General features: G+C 45.6%; 9 protein-coding genes and 29 tRNA genes. 5 read left to right on the top strand and 33 right to left on the bottom strand.

The genetic code is table 11. The annotated features are described in order from the left end of the window. Positions 1-220: 220 nt before the first annotated feature. The 29 genes from QUA20_RS30345 to QUA20_RS30205 all read right to left on the bottom strand — a co-directional run bounded on the left by QUA20_RS30345 (position 221) and on the right by QUA20_RS30205 (position 3,679). Positions 221-303, bottom strand: a tRNA-Ser gene (locus tag QUA20_RS30345). Positions 304-307: 4 nt separating this feature from the next. Then, positions 308-381 (bottom strand) — tRNA-His (locus QUA20_RS30340). Between the two features lie 5 nt (positions 382-386). After that, a tRNA-Ala gene (locus QUA20_RS30335) sits at positions 387-459 on the bottom strand. Between the two features lie 195 nt (positions 460-654). Then, a tRNA-Ala gene (locus tag QUA20_RS30330) sits at positions 655-731 on the bottom strand. 7 nt (positions 732-738) lie between these two features. Continuing rightward, positions 739-812: transfer RNA gene (locus QUA20_RS30325), tRNA-Arg, on the bottom strand. 332 nt (positions 813-1,144) lie between these two features. After that, positions 1,145-1,217, bottom strand: a tRNA-Arg gene (locus QUA20_RS30320). A 4-nt stretch (positions 1,218-1,221) separates the two neighbouring features. After that, positions 1,222-1,296, bottom strand: a tRNA-Val gene (locus QUA20_RS30315). Between the two features lie 5 nt (positions 1,297-1,301). Continuing rightward, positions 1,302-1,373: transfer RNA gene (locus QUA20_RS30310), tRNA-Gly, on the bottom strand. Positions 1,374-1,553: 180 nt separating this feature from the next. Further along, positions 1,554-1,624: transfer RNA gene (locus QUA20_RS30305), tRNA-Gly, on the bottom strand. 5 nt (positions 1,625-1,629) lie between these two features. Further along, positions 1,630-1,706, bottom strand: a tRNA-Thr gene (locus QUA20_RS30300). A 6-nt stretch (positions 1,707-1,712) separates the two neighbouring features. Continuing rightward, positions 1,713-1,784: transfer RNA gene (locus QUA20_RS30295), tRNA-Thr, on the bottom strand. A 95-nt stretch (positions 1,785-1,879) separates the two neighbouring features. Continuing rightward, positions 1,880-1,953, bottom strand: a tRNA-Leu gene (locus QUA20_RS30290). 51 nt (positions 1,954-2,004) lie between these two features. Continuing rightward, a tRNA-Leu gene (locus QUA20_RS30285) sits at positions 2,005-2,080 on the bottom strand. Positions 2,081-2,084: 4 nt separating this feature from the next. Further along, positions 2,085-2,157 (bottom strand) — tRNA-Pro (locus tag QUA20_RS30280). Positions 2,158-2,161: 4 nt separating this feature from the next. Then, positions 2,162-2,242, bottom strand: a tRNA-Leu gene (locus tag QUA20_RS30275). A 23-nt stretch (positions 2,243-2,265) separates the two neighbouring features. Continuing rightward, positions 2,266-2,342: transfer RNA gene (locus QUA20_RS30270), tRNA-Leu, on the bottom strand. A gap of 29 nt (positions 2,343-2,371) precedes the next feature. Then, positions 2,372-2,445: transfer RNA gene (locus tag QUA20_RS30265), tRNA-Gln, on the bottom strand. A gap of 5 nt (positions 2,446-2,450) precedes the next feature. After that, positions 2,451-2,529: transfer RNA gene (locus QUA20_RS30260), tRNA-Gln, on the bottom strand. 10 nt (positions 2,530-2,539) lie between these two features. Further along, positions 2,540-2,614 (bottom strand) — tRNA-Asn (locus tag QUA20_RS30255). Between the two features lie 6 nt (positions 2,615-2,620). Continuing rightward, a tRNA-Phe gene (locus tag QUA20_RS30250) sits at positions 2,621-2,693 on the bottom strand. Between the two features lie 9 nt (positions 2,694-2,702). Continuing rightward, a tRNA-Ser gene (locus QUA20_RS30245) sits at positions 2,703-2,787 on the bottom strand. 5 nt (positions 2,788-2,792) lie between these two features. Then, positions 2,793-2,866 (bottom strand) — tRNA-Tyr (locus QUA20_RS30240). Between the two features lie 34 nt (positions 2,867-2,900). Next, positions 2,901-2,982, bottom strand: a tRNA-Tyr gene (locus tag QUA20_RS30235). A gap of 4 nt (positions 2,983-2,986) precedes the next feature. After that, positions 2,987-3,063 (bottom strand) — tRNA-Glu (locus QUA20_RS30230). A 6-nt stretch (positions 3,064-3,069) separates the two neighbouring features. Further along, positions 3,070-3,144 (bottom strand) — tRNA-Trp (locus QUA20_RS30225). Between the two features lie 3 nt (positions 3,145-3,147). Continuing rightward, positions 3,148-3,222 (bottom strand) — tRNA-Met (locus QUA20_RS30220). 102 nt (positions 3,223-3,324) lie between these two features. Beyond that, positions 3,325-3,398 (bottom strand) — tRNA-Cys (locus tag QUA20_RS30215). Further along, positions 3,399-3,473: transfer RNA gene (locus tag QUA20_RS30210), tRNA-Glu, on the bottom strand. It abuts the tRNA gene before it with no gap. Positions 3,474-3,605: 132 nt separating this feature from the next. Further along, positions 3,606-3,679, bottom strand: a tRNA-Asp gene (locus QUA20_RS30205). A gap of 6 nt (positions 3,680-3,685) precedes the next feature. Here QUA20_RS30205 and QUA20_RS30200 point away from each other — a divergent pair. Together QUA20_RS30200 and QUA20_RS30195 are read left to right on the top strand one after the other, a co-directional pair. Next, complete coding sequence (locus QUA20_RS30200) at positions 3,686-3,808, top strand: hypothetical protein (RefSeq protein WP_278187183.1); 123 nt, start codon at positions 3,686-3,688, stop codon at positions 3,806-3,808. A gap of 367 nt (positions 3,809-4,175) precedes the next feature. Then, positions 4,176-5,000 carry a biotin--[acetyl-CoA-carboxylase] ligase gene (locus QUA20_RS30195; protein ID WP_333193980.1) on the top strand — a complete coding sequence of 275 codons (825 nt, stop codon included), beginning with the start codon at positions 4,176-4,178 and terminating at the stop codon, positions 4,998-5,000. A 243-nt stretch (positions 5,001-5,243) separates the two neighbouring features. On the opposite strand, the gene QUA20_RS30190 is transcribed toward QUA20_RS30195, so the two are convergent. Continuing rightward, positions 5,244-8,852 carry an OmpA family protein gene (locus tag QUA20_RS30190; protein ID WP_333193979.1) on the bottom strand — a complete coding sequence of 1,203 codons (3,609 nt, stop codon included), beginning with the start codon at positions 8,850-8,852 and terminating at the stop codon, positions 5,244-5,246. Between the two features lie 114 nt (positions 8,853-8,966). After that, the gene (gene pdxA / locus QUA20_RS30185) at positions 8,967-10,070 is read right to left on the bottom strand and encodes a 4-hydroxythreonine-4-phosphate dehydrogenase PdxA (RefSeq protein ID WP_333193977.1); all 1,104 of its coding nucleotides are present in this window, start codon (positions 10,068-10,070) and stop codon (positions 8,967-8,969) included. Between the two features lie 40 nt (positions 10,071-10,110). On the opposite strand from pdxA, the gene petM reads away from it, so the two are divergent. The 3 genes from petM (at position 10,111) to QUA20_RS30170 (ending at position 12,340) form a co-directional block, all read left to right on the top strand. Then, a complete protein-coding gene (petM, locus tag QUA20_RS30180) occupies positions 10,111-10,245 on the top strand; it encodes a cytochrome b6-f complex subunit PetM (protein ID WP_445251195.1) in 135 nt (44 codons plus the stop codon). A gap of 198 nt (positions 10,246-10,443) precedes the next feature. After that, positions 10,444-11,421 carry an NmrA family NAD(P)-binding protein gene (locus tag QUA20_RS30175; RefSeq protein ID WP_333165488.1) on the top strand — a complete coding sequence of 326 codons (978 nt, stop codon included), beginning with the start codon at positions 10,444-10,446 and terminating at the stop codon, positions 11,419-11,421. A gap of 1 nt (position 11,422) precedes the next feature. Beyond that, positions 11,423-12,340 carry an NAD(+) kinase gene (locus QUA20_RS30170; RefSeq protein ID WP_333193976.1) on the top strand — a complete coding sequence of 306 codons (918 nt, stop codon included), beginning with the start codon at positions 11,423-11,425 and terminating at the stop codon, positions 12,338-12,340. Positions 12,341-12,440: 100 nt separating this feature from the next. Here QUA20_RS30170 and QUA20_RS30165 read toward each other — a convergent pair whose 3' ends face one another. Beyond that, positions 12,441-12,980, bottom strand: coding sequence for a hypothetical protein (locus QUA20_RS30165; RefSeq protein WP_333193974.1), 540 nt, complete (start codon positions 12,978-12,980; stop codon positions 12,441-12,443). Between the two features lie 310 nt (positions 12,981-13,290). Then, positions 13,291-14,211 (bottom strand): DUF5677 domain-containing protein, encoded by a 921-nt coding sequence (locus tag QUA20_RS30160; RefSeq protein ID WP_333193973.1) that lies wholly within the window; start codon positions 14,209-14,211, stop codon positions 13,291-13,293. Between the last annotated feature and the right edge of the window lie 391 nt (positions 14,212-14,602).

Genomic DNA, 14,602 nt, shown 5'->3' with positions numbered 1-14,602 from the left:
CTCTGCGGTATTGCGTAAGCGTTGCTTGCCGAAGGCATCGCATCTCTCTTTAAAAACTGTCCGAAGTATTGATATTTAACCTTTATTTTTATTCTGTGAAATACAACAATTTCACCTAGACTTATTATAAATCAATCCATCCACCGAGGAGGTACTGCCCCTCCTATCGCCGCGTTATCAGCACGGTGTCTCGCTTTTCGACTTCCGGTGGTTAATTAAAAGGAAGATGAAGGAATCGAACCCTTACAGTTAACTGTACCCCAGTTTTCAAGACTGGTTGCCAACCATTTAGCGGCATCTTCCAAGGGGTGTCTGACGGGAATTGAACCCGCTATTACTGGTTCCACAAACCAGCGCCGCTACCGATTTGGCTTCAGACACCGCAGTGGAATCAAGGAGAATCGAACTCCTAACCTCTTGCGTGCAAAGCAAGCGCTCTACCAATTGAGCTATGACCCCGTGTAAAAGATTCACCTCTGGAGTAAATCTAAAATCTAAAATCTAAAATCTAAAATCGAATCACCCCGCGTAAAAAATTCACCTCTGGAGTAAATCTAAAATCTAAAATCTAAAATCTAAAATCGAATCACCGCGCTTAAAAGATTCACCTGTGGAGTAAATCTAAAATCTAAAATCTAAAATCGAAAATTGGTGTGGTGGATTGCGATCGGATTTGAACCGATATCTTTCTAACAGCCAGTTAGATGCTTTACCAATTAAGCTACGAACCCCAGACAGCAGGAGCGGTAGGACTTGAACCCACAACATTCGAGGTAGAAGCTCGACACTCTATCCAGTTGAGTTACGCTCCCATGTTTTTTGTTAATGCGCGATTCCCTACGGGATAGCTGCGCTTCACGCACTTTCCGTGCAAGTTATTGGAGCATTGCGTTTTCTCAGTTACTAGAGGGACTCCGCCGATGAGTTATTACACACTCTTTAAAGGATGGCTACCTTTAAGCCAACCTGCCGGGTTCAATGCACTCCTCGTTCTCAAACGCCCGCTGATTTTGACAGCGTTACCTTTCCTCTCGTACTAAAGTATGTAGGCTCCAAAGATTGGGACACGCAAAGGGCGATCGCTCTTAATATAAAAAATTATCCATTCAATGGAATCAACCTCCTTAAATTAAAGCAAAAACAACGAGAGTGGCAGGACTTGAACCCACAACATCCGCGTCCGAAGCGCGGCGCTCTATCCATTGAGCTACACTCCCATATTGGTAGTCCTGACAGGATTTGAACCTGCAACATCTTGCTTGTAAGGCAAACGCTCTACCGTTGAGCTACAGGACTACAAAAGCGGATGATGGGACTCGAACCCATGCGCTGAGAATGGCATACTCAGATGCTAGCCTTTACATCACACCCGCAAACCGATTTGAGATTTGAGATTTTGGATTGAACTGAGATGTTGCACCCTTGTGAATAAGCCTTTTGAACGGGTTCTCCGGCCCGTTCCACAAGAAAATCTACTCTTCGCTTCACAGGCATCTTGCCTATTCTTGAGAATGGTGCAAGATGTGAGATTTAAAAAACTTCTTGTTTGCCCAAGCGGATAACGAGGCTCGAACTCGTGCCTAGAGTTTGGAAGACTCGAATGCTACCGTTACACCATATCCGCAATTGTGGGGCTGGTGATAGGAATTGAACCTACAACCGACTGATTACAAATCAGTTGCTCTGCCTAATTGAGCTACACCAGCGCGCCAAGCAGATAGTGAGATTTTAACTCGCAAGAAAGCTTTACAAAAGCCTCATGTTGCCAATTACACCACACCTGCATTTTTGGTGGCGGGGGCAGGAGTTGAACCTGCTATTAAGAGGCTTATGAGACCTCCAAGCCTACCCAGGCTACTTCACCCGCGATGTCACCAAATACCCCTGACTGGCATCGAACCAGCACTAACTAGATCCTAAATCTAGCGCCTCTACCAATTGGGCTACAGGGGCAAAACCGATTTGAGATTTGAGATTTGAGATTTGAGATTGAATAAAACCTCATACCCCTGACAGGCCTCGAACCTGCAAAAAACACTCGTTCTGAGCGAGTGATGTTTTCCAATTACATCACAGGGGCAAAGTCGGGATGGTTGGATTTGAACCAACGACTCCATGCTCCCAAAGCATGGCTTCTGGCCGCTGAATTACATCCCGTTCATGCTCCTAGTGAGACTCGAACTCACACTCAAAATAAAACAGATTTTAAGTCTGCCGCGTCTGCCAATTCCGCCACAGGAGCAAGTAGAAACTTAGTTGAAAATTTGGTACTCCTGGTGAGATTTGAACTCACACAACACAATTTTTGAAATTGCGGCCTCTGCCAATTGGGCTACAGGAGTGTAATCGATCTGCTTTGGTAATAGCAGAACTGGGAAGGCAGGGATCGAACCTGCATTTTTCCGCTTTCAAAGAGCGGTGCCATACCGATTAGGCGACTTCCCAATAATTGGGTGCCGGGGTAGGCTTTGAACCTACATAAACTCCTATTTCAGAGATAGGCGACTTTACCAATTTGTCTACCCGGCAATTTAAAAAATGGCTGCCCCAGTAGGACTCGAACCTACAACCTAGCGGTTAACAACCGCTTGCTCTACCATTGAGCTATAAGGCAACGCAATCCCCCAAGTCAGTATCGAACTGACGACCTCTTGTTCTTCACACAAGCACTCTACCAACTGAGCTATCGGGGGAAATTTCAACGGAGAGGACAGGATTTGAACCTGCGTCGGTTTGATCCGATTCTGTTTAGCAAACAGGTGCCTTAAGCCTCTCGGCCACCTCTCCGAGCGCGAGAACGGAGGGATTTGAACCCTCAATCTTCAGTTTTATTAACTGAGATGTTATCCGGCTACACCACGTTCTCAAAATTGCAACTGCGGATTAAATGCAGTTACAAATGGGTCGGGCTGGAATTGAACCAGCAACGCTTTAAGCTACTGTTTTACAGACAGCTACCCACGCCAATAGGAGGGCCGACCCAGTTTGGAAGTGCTGACGGGAGTTGAACCCGCAATCACTTGGGTGAAAACCAAGCGGCTTAAACCATTTGCCTACAGCACTATAAATTGGCACAGGAACTGAGATTTGAACTCAGAATGCTGGTTTTGGAGACCAGAGTGTTGCCAGTTACACCATCCCTGCTTGTGGTGGCAGCGGTGGGATTTGAACCCGCATTGACCAAGGTATGAGCTTGGCGCTTTACCATTAAGCTACGCTGCAATGTCACTTTCGTTTCGTTCCTTTTAAAAGTTAAAAAAATCAATTAAAAGACTGTTAGTTTAATCTTTTAATTTCTAATTTTTAATTTCTGATTGGGAACAGAGGTTAGGGCGGGATTTGAACCCGCGAAAATCGGTTTTGCAGACCGACGCCTTCAACCACTCGGCCACCTAACCTGGGAGTCCCGACGAGGTTTGCACTCGCAATCTTCTCCTTGAGGGGGAGACGGCTTGACTTTTGCCTACGGGACTTTGACCCCCGCCGAAAAACGGATACTTGCTTTCCGACAGGAGGTGTGGATTTTAGACCAAAGTTCAAATTCCGAGATTCTTCTCCTGTGGAGTAAATCTAAAATCTAAAATCTAAAATCTAAAATCTACTGACGGGAGTAACGAGACTTGAACTCGCAACCTTTCGCTCGACAGGCGACTGCTCTGACCGGTTGAGCTATACCCCCGCGAAAATGAACAATATTCTGTCCTTGAATTACTCAAGTTGGGACGGGGTGGCGGTTGATTCCGCGTACTACAACCCGATCGGGCTATTGTTGCCGGAGTCTACACCGCCGATGTCCACAATTATGTGACACGATTAACTTCCTATTCTGTTTTCAAGGTTCATATTGCTCGTGGGGTAAGGCTTTGAAGCTCTTTCCCCTTCGCCATACATTTATACTACATTGCATAATACAAAACTGTCAAGGGGGTAATACAACTTTTTTTTAAATTGGGTTTTTTAAAGGGGTGTCGATCGCTCCCACCAACCCTCTGCGTTCCCCCAAACCCTTATCAATAAAGAAATTGTGCGGCTAAAGTGATGTGGTGGCGTAAGGTAAATCTAATGCTGAAACTGTAGTACACTCCAGTTTCTGTGAATTCTCGCCGTCGCGCGAGGTCGCACTTCTGGAAAATGCGATAATCAGCTTTTAGATATCAAATACTACAAATCAAACCTTGTCTGAATTGCCTTTAACTCCCGTCCCCGCAAACCCAGAACCCGATCGCCCAAACCTCCCTCACTGGCTACACTCCTTGGATACCTGTCCGAGTACCAACAGTTGGGCGATCGCCCGCGCGGCCCAACTCCACCACGGAGATGCAGTATTTACTAGGCGGCAAACCAGCGGGCGCGGCCAACACGGGCGCACCTGGCACGCCCCAAGCGGTGTCTTGACTGTTAGTTTTGTACTCGACAACCTCAACCCCACTCTGTTGCCCGGGCTCAGTTTAGCAGCCGGTTTAGCGGTGATTTACGCGATCGAAGATTTGGTTCCCGACTGTCGCGATATGCTGCGCCTGAAATGGCCAAACGATGTCTGGATCGATCGCCACAAATTAGCCGGAATTCTCTGCGAAGCCACCAACGGCAATGTTTCTGGCAAAACTCGCGCGGTTGTGGGAATTGGACTCAACCGCTGCGTAGATTTCGCGGCTGCGGGATTGGATGAAAGGGCGATCGGCAATGCGGTAAGCTTGCATTCTATTGCTAGTAAAATACCAGATGAACTGTGTTTGGTCGATCGACTGCGGCACTATTTACTCGAACTAGCAGATATGTTTTCTACCACAGACAAGCCAGCCTCCAAGTCCGGTTTAGCGCTACTTTTGCCGGAATTGCGCCGCCGCGATGCGTTGATTGGCTGCCCGGTGGCGATCGAACTTGCGTCGGAAACCATCTGCGGAGAAGCCGCCGGCATTGACGGAAGCGGCCGCTTGTTAGTATGTTTGGCGGGCGATCGAATACAAGCCTTTACCTCCGGGCGAGTTCGATTAATTTAAGAGGAAGAAGGAAGTTCGGCAACGGATTCTGTAACGGATGTAACGGATGTAACGGATGTCAGGAAGAAGGAAGAAGGGAAATGCAGTCAGAGCAATATTTTCAGCGATTAAAAATGTCCTAACCTTCTTGCCCGTTACTATAAATTAAGAGAAATAAGTCATTAGTCATTAGGGAAAATTCCCAATTAACAATGCCCGATGCCCGATGCCCGATGCCCTATTCCCAATTCCCTATTCCCCATTTTAATTTATCACCTCAAATACTACCAATCTGTTCAGCCACAGCGGTTGACTTGGTTCCACACCTTCGGGACGACCCTTAGTAGAAGCAACTTGTATTCTGTTGCCATTTATCCCTTGTTTAACCAAAATACCTTTCACATTTGTCGCCCTTTCCAGTGCCAACTTTTGATTTTCGGTCGGAGCGCTTTTAAAATCGCTGTAGCCAATTATCCTCAAATTCTTCGTCCTATTTTCCTCCATATATTCCTTGACTTTGCTAAGCTTTTGTGCTACGTCTTTCGCCTGCAAACTTGCCGAACCGGCACCGAAATACACGCGAACTGCCATTATTTTTGACTGCGGTTTATTTCCTATTATTACTGTATTTGTTACAGACTTCACCCCCGGAATTTTCTCAAAAGCTTGAGTTATTTTCTGAGCATCTGGCACTTTGCTCACGCTCCCTGCAACGGCGACTTTTCCCTCTGCATAGCGAGCCGAGATATCAATGCTTTCTACTTTATTCAAAAGAGCTGCCGTCCGCTTGACATCGGCTTCGACTAAAACCGGATCGGGAGGGACTTCAACAGCTATAATTTTATTTTCAATTCCTAATTTTGGAGCTGCTTGCTGAGCGATTTTTTCCGCTTTCGATCGCAGCTTTTGATTCGGCACTCGTCCAGAAATCTCCAATATTTTATCTTTAACATCTGCCGCGAGGCGATAAACCGATAACTCCGGAGCAGATTGTAAAGCTAAATTCGTATCTGCTTCTAAGCTCGCTTCAACTCCGCTGCGGTATTGATGAATTCCCCAAGGTATACCAATTACACCTAACGCTGCCAAACAGATAATTGGTAAAATAGAAAGTTGAGGAGATTTAACTTTTACCTCTGTATCGATTAATTTTTGCAAGTACGAGTTTACTTCTGCCGGCACAGTGGCTGGATCGCCGTTAAATGACTGGATTTGAGCCCCGTATTCTTGAACAATCTTTTTGAATATCGCTCGCATTTTGTACTTAAACCACTGGCGGGTTTCTCCTTGCATAACTACTGCCAGATAACACGAACCCGCTACTTCCAATACGATCGTAGATGTGCCGTATTCTATAGCATCAATCTCTGCAATATTTCTCGACTGAGATATGCAATCGTTGACAACAGCCCGAATAGCAGTCAGCATCCCTGCTACCGTGTCTAATTCTAGCTGTTCGCGTTGAGAATGCTGCACTGCTGAAATTACTAATCCCGATTTTGCTTGAATTAAAAAAACAGCTTTAACACTCAGTGCTGTTGTTTCTTTCATCAGCAATTCTGCTTCAGAAATGCCCTGAAATTTGGCTTTAATTTTGCGACTAATTCCCTCTGGACTTAAAGCTGATTCGAGTTTTTCATTAATCTCCCGCATCCTCTCGGCGACGTATTTTAAAATCGTGCTGCCGATAATCGGATAAAGTGCATCCGACATTGCTTCTCGCTTGAGATGAATTTGCTGTTTGATAGCGGCGGCCATTTCCGGCGCGATCGCCATTGCAATTTCATCGGGAGATTCACTGATTCTGTGGCTGATTCCCACAGGAATAGCCGGCGATATGGCTACTCCCATCGACTGCCTGTTTTGTCGGGTTTTGGTATTAATTACTTCATCAATTATCGGAGCTATGGTTTCGGCAAACGATTTTTTTGACTCATTAATTGTTTGAATCATCATTTCCGGAAAGATTATTTTAATTCTGGCGAGTAATTCTTCCCGATTGCCTCCCCATTCAGCATCAGTAATTTTGCGATCGAGTTCCCCTACTTTATCGTTGAGTCTGTAATTATAACCGACAACTTCATCTAACAATGGTAAAATAGATTCGAGTACCGATTTTTTTAGTTGGGCGTGATGGCTAACCATCAGCTCATCAATCAAAGGTTTCAGTAAATCTGTAAACAAGTCTGTCGATTCATAAATTCGGTGTTCGATCGCCACAATCTGTTGTTCGATCTTCCCGAGTCTTTGATCGATCCTTTTATTCTGAATGATTGCATCAACTGCCGGGGCGATCGCAGATTCTATCTCTAGCTTTGCTTCGCCGATGTTTCGGGACAACATTTCTACAATCACTGGCATTATTCTTGCCATCAACCCTTCTATTTCGGCTAAAACTTGCTGCTGAACTGCGACAATCTTACTGTCATTATTTAATATTTGTGCTGCAATACCGCTGTTTTGAATAGCCCTGTTGACAGCCGGCGCGATCGCCTCTCTCACCTCTAACTTTGTCTCGTCGATTTTCCGGTTCAGCGACTCAATCATTAACGGCATCAACCTTGCCATTATTTCTTCCGGCTGAGACTTTTGCTGTCGCTGAAGATTATTTAGTCTACTTTCTACGTCGCTCAATTTTCCTTGAACTTCTCTTTGAAGAATTGCTGATTCTATCAAAGGTTCGATCGCCGCTGTTACCTCTGATTTTGATTCATCGATTTTCCGGTTCAGCAAATCAGTTATTGCTGGCATTAGCATCGCCATTATCTCTTCTGGCTTTTGGATTGGCGACTGTTGCGCAGCCAGCCGGCGTTCGATGATACTCAATACTTTTTCTTCTATTTCTACCCAAGCTATTCTTACTTGTACTGAGGGTGCGACACTTGCTATAACCTCTAACTTCAATTCACTAATTTTGCGGTTCAGCAACTCGCTAACTACCGGTACTAGCTGCTTGATTAAATCTTCTGGTTGCTGCTGGTAACGCTGCTGAATATTCGCAACTCTATCTTCAATTCTTACTACGTGTTCTTCAAGTCCGTTTTGATTGTAAATTACTTGATTGACTTTCGGTGCGATCGCCGAAGCTACTTCTAACTTAGACTCCTCTAGCTTGCGGTTGAGCAGCTCGCCCACCACCGGTATCAGCCGTTGCATTAACTGTTCTGCATTCGGCAGTTGTTGCTGGTTGAATTTAGCAATTTGATTTTCCAAATCCGCTAATTTTGTCGGCAATTCGAGTCCATTAATTTTATTATTGCTCGCGAGTTCCATCGCCTTTTTGAATTCAGACTTCAACCCCTCTAATTCTTCTCTCACTAACTCAGGAATTAACGGTCTTAGTAAATTCATCAACTCTTCGGGCTCAGACATGAGCTGCTCAAAATTTTCTAACCTTTGTTCCACGCTCAAAACATTACTGTAAAATTCCGGTAAATCTCTTTCAAACAGCAGTTGCTGTAACCGCTTAAACTCCTCCACTGCTTGTTCTAATTCTTCCTCCGACGGTCTATAATTTTTTTCTACATTCGCGATTATAGATAAATCAGGTTTTTCATTATTTTTTTCTTGTCTTTGAGAGGGCATCTCTTCATTGTCAGTTAATACTTCGGGTACAATAGGCGGTGATTCGATCCGAAAAGACAATTGGTTGCGCCGATTTTCCTCATCCTCAAATCGCTGAACAGACTTTTCAGAAAGCGGTAATTTCAGCTCGCTTGGTTCTTTTTTTGATTTTTTTAATAATTGGAATTCAGTTAGTATGGTTAGTAATTCCTGAAGTTGCTCTCCTGCTTTAGAACTTGCCATAGTTGCATCAGAAACCTCTTTTTCTGAGTGATATATTTTGCCTGAATTATCATTAGATGGTGTCATACTGCCCTACCCAAACGTGATTTTAATCTACCGAAGGAAATTATCAGCTTGCTTGCCGCCTCACCCCAGCGAAAATCAATAGGAATGACACAATTTTTCCAAGCGTCAGGCGTACTAAAGCTCTCGCCCTATTTTAACTGCTGTTCTGCGACTAGCCAACTGAGCCGCCAACTGCAATGCTGCCTTCATGCTGGAGGCATCTGCAATCCCTTGACCTACAATATCAAAAGCTGTGCCGTGATCCGGAGATGTGCGGACAAAAGGCAAGCCAATTGTAGTGTTGACAGCTTTGTCGAAAGCCATCAATTTTACTGGAATCAACCCCTGGTCGTGGTACATTGCCAAGTAACCGTCGTGAGCTTCTGTGGCTAAACCGTACCAAACTTTAGCCGGTTTTACCCAGAGAGTATCGGGGGGGACTGGCCCGTCTAACTGCACTTGAGGAAAGCGATCGCGCTGCGTTTCCAACCAAGGTATCATCCAGTCTTGCTCTTCATTTCCCAGTTTGCCATTTTCGCCGCTGTGAGGATTTAAGCCAGAAATCGCTATTTTTGGTCTTTCCAGCCCAAAATCTTCCCGCAAACACTCTACCAGCAATTCTAGTTTTTCGCTCAGCAATTCTGGACTCAAAGCATCGGGGACTTGACGGATGGAAATATGCGTGGTAGCCAGTAAAGTTACGAGCGTCCAGCCGCTGTGGGGAGATGTGGCGGCAAACAGCATTCCGAACCGCTGCGATTCTGCCCTTTCTGCGAGGAGTTCTGTTTGTCCGGGATAATTGTAACCTGCCGCTTGCCAGCAAGTTTTGGAAATCGGGCCTGTCACGATGGCGGAGAATTCGCCGGCGATGGTACGGGCGATCGCGCTTTCCATGTAAGCAAAGCTAGCCGCCCCGCTAGCTGCACTCCCGACGCCGGGGACAATTTCGCCCCACTTGCTGTCTGGTTCGATATCAATAATGTTTAATGTTTCGGGATTTGCCGCTTCTGCTGCTGGATTGCTCGATCGCAACTTATCGTAAGTTTGCTGCAAAACTCTCCTAGAACCTATAACCGTCGCCTTCAAAGCAGCAGCGGGATCTGCCAATGCCTTGAGAATCACTTCCGGGCCAATTCCCGCCGGATCTCCCAGAGTTACAGCTAGTTTTGCTTCCCGATCGAGACTCAAGGCAGTTCTCTCCAACAAAATACAGGAATTTGGGCACTGAAATTTTAGCATTCATGTAGCTGGTAGCCCCAAATTATATTATCTTTATTTAATGCGATCGCCCAATTGGACTTATCAAACCATGAATCCTGAAATTTTCAATGCAGCCTTTTTGTCCTTTTCCCTAATTTTCGTGGGTATAGGTGGAGGCTTCCTCCTGCTCAAATTGCAAGGTGGCGAAGAATAAGTTTTTTTCAACCAATCCTTCAGAAGCCTTCTACCTTCTGCCTTCTAGTGTCTACTTTCTGCCGAAAGCAAGCCTTCTGCCGAATATCTCAAGCCTAAAATGAGAAAAATTCAGGTTTTTGTTAAGTTTTTATAAAAAACTTAACAAAAACCTGATACCATCTTATTGAAAGTTTAAGATTCATAAATTAATCCCTAGATGACTTTATTGATTTTAGGTGCCACCGGCACTCTCGGTCGCCAAATAGCCCGCCGCGCCCTAGACGAGGGCTACCAGGTGCGCTGTTTAGTCAGAAGTTACAGAAAAGCTGCATTTTTGAAAGAATGGGGCGCTGAACTCGTGCCGGGGAACCTTTGCCAGCCAGACAGTCTGCCTCCGGCCCTAGAAGGCGTCAGTGCTATTATCGATGCAGCAACAGCCAGTGCTGCGGATTCTGTCAGCATCAAAAGAGTAGACTGGGACGGAAAAGTATCGCTGATCCAAGCAGCAGCAGCAGCAGGCATCAAGCGTTACATATTCTTTTCCTTTCTCGATGCCGAGAAATATCCCCAAGTCCCCTTGTTGGAAATCAAGCGCTGTACCGAATTGTTCTTAGCAGAATCCGGTCTAGACTATACAATCTTGAGACCTTGCGGCTTTTTGCAAGGACTGCTGAGCCTGTATGCAATGCCGATTTTGGACAATCAGGCAGTCTGGCTGCCCAACAAGCCGTCAGCCCTTGCCTACATGAACACTCAGGACGTTGCTAAATTTGCCGTCCGGGCTCTTTCCGTTCCTGAAACCGAGAAAAAAAGCTTTCCGGTTGTGGGAAATCGCGCTTGGGATGCTGAAGAAATCGTGCGTTTGTGCGAAAGGCTGTCAGGGAAGCAAGCTAAAATTACGCGCACCCCAGACGCCTTGTTGAAGGCTACTCGTCAATTTGCTAAGTTCTTTCAGTGGAGTTGGAACGTAGCTGACAGATTGGCTTTTTCAGAAGTTTTGGCAGCCGGAAAACCCTTGAAAGCTCCGATGGATGACGTTTACAGTGTCTTCGGAATCGACCCCAAAGAAACTACTACTTTGGAGTCTTATCTCGAAGAATACTTTAATCTGATTATGAAGAAGCTCAAGGAAATAGAGTACGAGCAGCTTAAAACTAAAAAACGGAGTAAACAAAAAATGCCCTTTACATTTTAAAGTGCCGAAAGCTGGGATTATATACAACGACGTTAAACCTGTGGCTTGTCGTATCGCCGCAGAGTTGCAAGACAAGCTGACTGCCCGCGGCTGGGAGGTTTGCTCGGTTTCTGGTTCCGGAGGAATTCTGGGCTATTCTAGCCCCGATCGCCCCCTGTGCCACAACCCGATCGAACAACTCGTCCCCCCCGGTTTTGACAGCGACATGGAGTTTGCAGTGGTTTTGGGCGGCGACGGTACGGTGCTGTCGGCATTTCGCCAAGTCGCTCCGATTGGAGTGCCGCTGCTGACTGTCAATACCGGTCACATGGGCTTTTTAACAGAAACTTACCTGAACTTGCTGCCGCAAGCTTTGGAAAAGGTAATCGCCGGAGAATACGAAATAGAAGAAAGATCGATGCTGGCGGTGCGACTGTTTCGAGAAAACGACTGCCTCTGGGAAGCCCTTTGTCTCAATGAAATGGTGCTGCACCGGGAACCGCTGACTTGTATGTGTCATTTTGAAGTGGCGATCGGGCAACACGCCTCTATTGACATTGCCGCAGATGGAGTCATCATCGCGACTCCCACAGGATCGACAGCTTACGCCCTTTCTGCCGGCGGCCCTGTCATCATTCCCGGAGTGCCGGTGTTGCAGTTGCTGCCTATTTGCCCGCATTCAATGGCTTCGCGGGCTTTGGTGTTTTCCAACACCGAGCCGGTCAAGATTTTGCCGGCGAGTCCAAACCGCCTGGTGATGGTGGTAGACGGTAACGGCGGATGTTATGTTCTGCCCGAAGATTGGGTGCAAGTCGAGCGATCTCCGTATCCTGCCCGCTTTATTCGGGTGCAATCTTTTGAGTTTTTCCACATTTTGCGGGAAAAATTGGGCTGGGGCTTGCCTCACATTGCTAAACCGAGTTCGGTTGAGTTGCCTTGATACTTGTTGTTGACACTCCCCGACCTAAAACGGGGATTGTTGGCTCAACCAGTTGGAAAAAGCTTTCTTGTTAAACGTGCCGAATTTAAGTCCTTGACCGTTATTTAGTAATGCGAATCGAATCTTGAATTTGCTGAACTTGTTTTTCTGTATCACTGTCGGAGTAGAAAGTTTCTAGCATAATTGTTTCTTTTTTTCCTGTGGCAACATAGGTGACAATGCCTGCGGGAAACCCGTCGTTATAGTCTTCATACAAGCGCACTGCTTTTTTGCCGTTAATCGTTAGACGTTCGGTTTTAGTCGTCGTCTTAGGCCAAGCTCTAGAATTCGGTTTTGTCGCGGTCGCGGTTTCCAGGTCTTCCTCACTGATGGTTGCAACCACGCGAATCAAACCCTTGGGGGCAAATCCACCGCCTCTGTTGGGGAACTTTTTGTTGTGTAATTCAAGGCTATTCGCACTTGCGCCCCTTGGATTTTCGAGCCAATTTCGGGGTGCTTTGAAGGTCAGATTGCCGATCACGTGGGTTTTGAGCTGTGATTCTTGGGTTTGGGCTTGGGCGAGTAGGGTACAGTGTTCTACGAATAGGGTGGGTGTCGCGATCGCGATCGTACTGGCGAGGATAGTCAGGAATTTCTTCATTGGCGAGTATGTCCGATTGATAGTTTTGGCAAATATTATGCAGGCTTAAAATGCCCGCCATGTTTCACGATTCAAGAAAAAGCCATTACCTTTCCCATTCGTACAAGTCAAACCGGCTGCCATTGCCTTACAGTTCTGTTTATTCTACCAATTTTCTGTAGGTCAAGCTCTCGATCGAGCTTCCGAATCATCTCCAAAGTCAGGCAGTGTTTACGAGATAACGGTTGTGTTGAGCGGCTGCCGATCACCTCGTCATCCTATCGATAACTTTTATCAGTCCGCTCCAACACGATTGTTCGACCGCGCCTGACTACACAATGAACCCCTCTCTAAACTTTTCAATCACCGCAGCGTGCATTGTTGCATATAGAATAGGTTGCTCATGATAGAACTGTGGCACAGCCTTATTCATTTCTTCAAATGTAATCATTTCGGGCCAGCGATTATCTAAAAGGATTGCCTCACGAATAGAGGAAATAATGTTCTTCACTGTCGTCGTTAGGATCATATCGTGTTCAAAAAACTCAAAATATAGGCAGAAGAGTAAACCCCCATATATTTGACAGAATTTTTTATAGTATGGCGTTAAATGCTTGACTGAATACCCACCTGAAAAGCTATTACCACCCTCCTCTATTAATCCCCAGCCCAGTCTTAGTAATGTTTGGGGAGTGAAGTGAACCGTACTTGAGGTAAGTCTGTAGATAAAGTCATACAGTAAATCTAAGATTCCTGGGGCTAGTTTAGCCGCCATATCTCGTACAGGAGGAATTCCTTTCTTTCTAAAATTCGTCCATCCGCTTTCACTCCAAATCGTTTGTATTTCACTTTCGAGTTGGTCAAGCGATGGGCTAGTGTCTGTCCATCCAAGAACGGGCTGAAATGGTCGATACTTTTCAAAAAAAGCTTGCTGTCTTGTCATTCTCTCATGGACTTCAATCAACTGAAGACCCTGCAAGAGACGCTCACGCTTTGTGTAATCAAGTTTTGAGATGAACTTAAGAACAATCAAGTCCTCTGTAATCCCGCGCAGTGTGCTAACAGCAAAGAAATATCCTTCAGATTCTGCATCTCTGTGAGAGAACAGCAAAAATTCATAGCTTTTAGCCAGTGATGCACGTAGACAGCTTGAAAAAACTGAATATTCTGACTTTGAAACCTTGATTTGAATGATGAAATCAGTTACAAATTCATGAACTTGATGTAGAAGCTCCTCGACTTGGCTATACACTAAAACCACCTCAATTTTCGTGTACCTACTTCCATTTTGATTGGATTATGGCGATTTAGCGCGACTTGGCGTTAGCTTCTCACCGATAGCCTCGCAACTGCTTCCCCAACGATAATTGAAGCGGTCGAACTTATAATTATATCGCAGTTGCGTTACCCTACTGAATATAATCGCATAATACCGCAGCTCAAAGATGTATGTCAACCCCTTCTTACTCCCCATAGGAATCTCCTTTCCTCGATCGAGTTCCCCGCACGATTCGACTCAATCACTTAAGCCACCCACTGAAAAAAGCTATCTTTATTATATTTTAGATCAATACTCCGGACAGTTTTTAAATAGGGATGCTTACGCAATAAAGCACAGAAGCGAAAAAACTGAGTGCTATCTG

The sequence above is a fragment of the Microcoleus sp. Pol7_A1 genome (assembly GCF_036701085.1).
Classification (GTDB): Bacteria; Cyanobacteriota; Cyanobacteriia; order Cyanobacteriales; family Microcoleaceae; genus Microcoleus; species Microcoleus asticus.
Note: the sequence above shows the minus strand (reverse complement) of the source record. Positions and strands in the feature narration are given on the sequence as shown.